The following is a 2,135-nucleotide window of genomic DNA, read 5'->3' on the forward strand; positions in this document are numbered from 1 at the left end:
TATCTCGTCGCCGAGGGCCGCGCACACCTCGTCGAAGGCTTCGCGGTAGACGGGGAAGGCTTCGTACAGCCCCCGTCCCATTCCGATGCGTTGGGAGCCCTGGCCGGTGAAGAGCACGGCCAGTCGTCCGCGGGTCACCGTGCCCGTGACGACACCGGGTGCCTCTTCGCCCCGCGCCAGTGCGTCCAGGCCCGTCAGTGCCTCGTTCCGGTCGCCGGCCAGGACCACCGCGCGGTCCGGCAGTGCGGCCCGGCCCAGGGCCAGCGCGGCACCCAGGGCGGGCAGATCCGGTTCAGGTTGCCGCACGAGGTAGGACAGCAGCCGCTGTGCCTGCGCGCGCAGGGCCGTCGCGCCGCGGCCGGACAGCGGCAGGGGCACCGGGACGTCCTTCGGCCAGGCCGATGTCGTGTCGACGGGGGCGGGCTCCGCCTGTTCGAGGATGACGTGGGCGTTGGTGCCGCTGACGCCGAACGCGGACACACCCGCCCGGCGGGGCCGTTCGACCTCGGGCCAGGGCCGCTGTTCCGTCAGCAGTTCCACCGCGCCCGCCGACCAGTCGACCTGCGGGGTGGGGGCGTCGACGTGCAGGGTGCGCGGCAGGATTCCGTGCCGCATCGCCATGACCGTCTTGATGACGCCCGCGACGCCCGCGGCGGCCTGGGCGTGTCCGATGTTGGACTTCAACGATCCGAGCAGCAGTGGGTGTTCGCGGTCCTGTCCGTAGGTGGCCAGCAGGGCCTGGGCCTCGATGGGGTCGCCCAGGGCCGTGCCCGTGCCGTNCCCGGCCTCCGCCAACGCCCGCCGGATCACCCGCTGCTGGGAGGGGCCGTTGGGGGCGGTCAGGCCGTTGGAGGCACCGTCCTGGTTGACGGCCGAGCTACGCAGCACCGCCAGCACCTGGTGGCCGTTGCGCCGGGCGTCCGAGAGCCGTTCCAACGCCAGCACGCCCACGCCCTCGGCCCATCCCGTGCCGTCGGCGGACGCCGCGAAGGACTTGCAGCGGCCGTCGACCGACATGCCGCGTTGCCGCGAGAAGGCTATGAAGATGCCGGGCGTCGGCATCACCGTGACACCACCGGCCAGTGCGATCGAGCACTCTCCCGCCCGCAGGGCCTGGGCGGCCAGGTGCAGCGCCACGAGAGAGGAGGAGCAGGCGGTGTCCACGGCGACCGACGGGCCCTCGAAGCCGAGCGCGTACGACACCCGGCCCGACAGCACACTGGCCGAGGCACCGAGACCGAGCATGCCCTCCAGCTCGGCGGGCACGGGTTCCACGCCCGACCCGTAGTTGTGATACGTCACGCCGGAGAAGACACCGACGTCGGTGCCGCGCAGGGCGGTGGGGTCCAGACCGGCCCGCTCCAGCGCTTCCCACGACGTCTCCAGCATGAGCCGCTGTTGCGGGTCCACGGCCAGCGCCTCGCGGGGCGAGATGCCGAAGAACCCGGCGTCGAACTCACCCGCGTCGTGCAGGAAGCCGCCTTGCTCGCCGTAGCTGGTGCCGGTGTGGTCCGGGTCGGGGTGGAAGAGGGAGTCCAGGTCCCAGCCCCGGTCCGTCGGGAAGTCACCGACGCCCTCACGGCCGTCGAGTACGAGGTCCCACAGTTCCTCGGGCGTGGTCACGCCCCCCGGCAGTCGGCACGCCATGCCGACGATGGCTATCGGTTCGTCCGTCGTCGCCGGAGCGGCCGTCGGCACCGCGGCCGCGGGGGCCGGCAGGTCGTCGACCAGTTCTTCCAGCAGGAAGGCGGCGAGGGCCTGTGGTGTCGGGTAGTCGAAGAGGAGGGTGGTCGGCAGGGTGCGGCCGGTGAGGGCGTTGAGACGGTTGCGCAGTTGGACGGCGGTGGCCGAGTCGAAGCCGATCTGGTTGAACACCATGTCCGGTTCGATGGCGTCCGGCGAGGGGAACCCCAGGACGGCTGCGGTCTCCCGGCGGACGGTGGCCAGCAGGATGCGTTCCTGTTCCGGTGCGGACTGTCCGGCGAGGCCGGCGGTGAGGACGCCGGTGTCCGACGGCGGTTCCGCGATGCCCGGCAGCTGGTCGGCCACTGAACTGACGGTGCCGGTGGCTGTGGCGTTTCTGAGCCAGTAGTGCTGGTGTTGGAAGGGGTAGGTGGGGAGGTCGTGGGCGGTGT

General features: G+C 72.2%; 1 protein-coding gene. It reads right to left on the minus strand.

Features of this window, described 5'->3' with window-relative positions:
• On the minus strand, window positions 1-2,135 hold a 2,135-nt coding region (locus KM933_RS38575; RefSeq protein ID WP_260334836.1), incomplete at both ends, for a type I polyketide synthase.

This window comes from Streptomyces beigongshangae (assembly GCF_019710745.1).
GTDB lineage: Bacteria > Actinomycetota > Actinomycetes > Streptomycetales > Streptomycetaceae > Streptomyces > Streptomyces beigongshangae.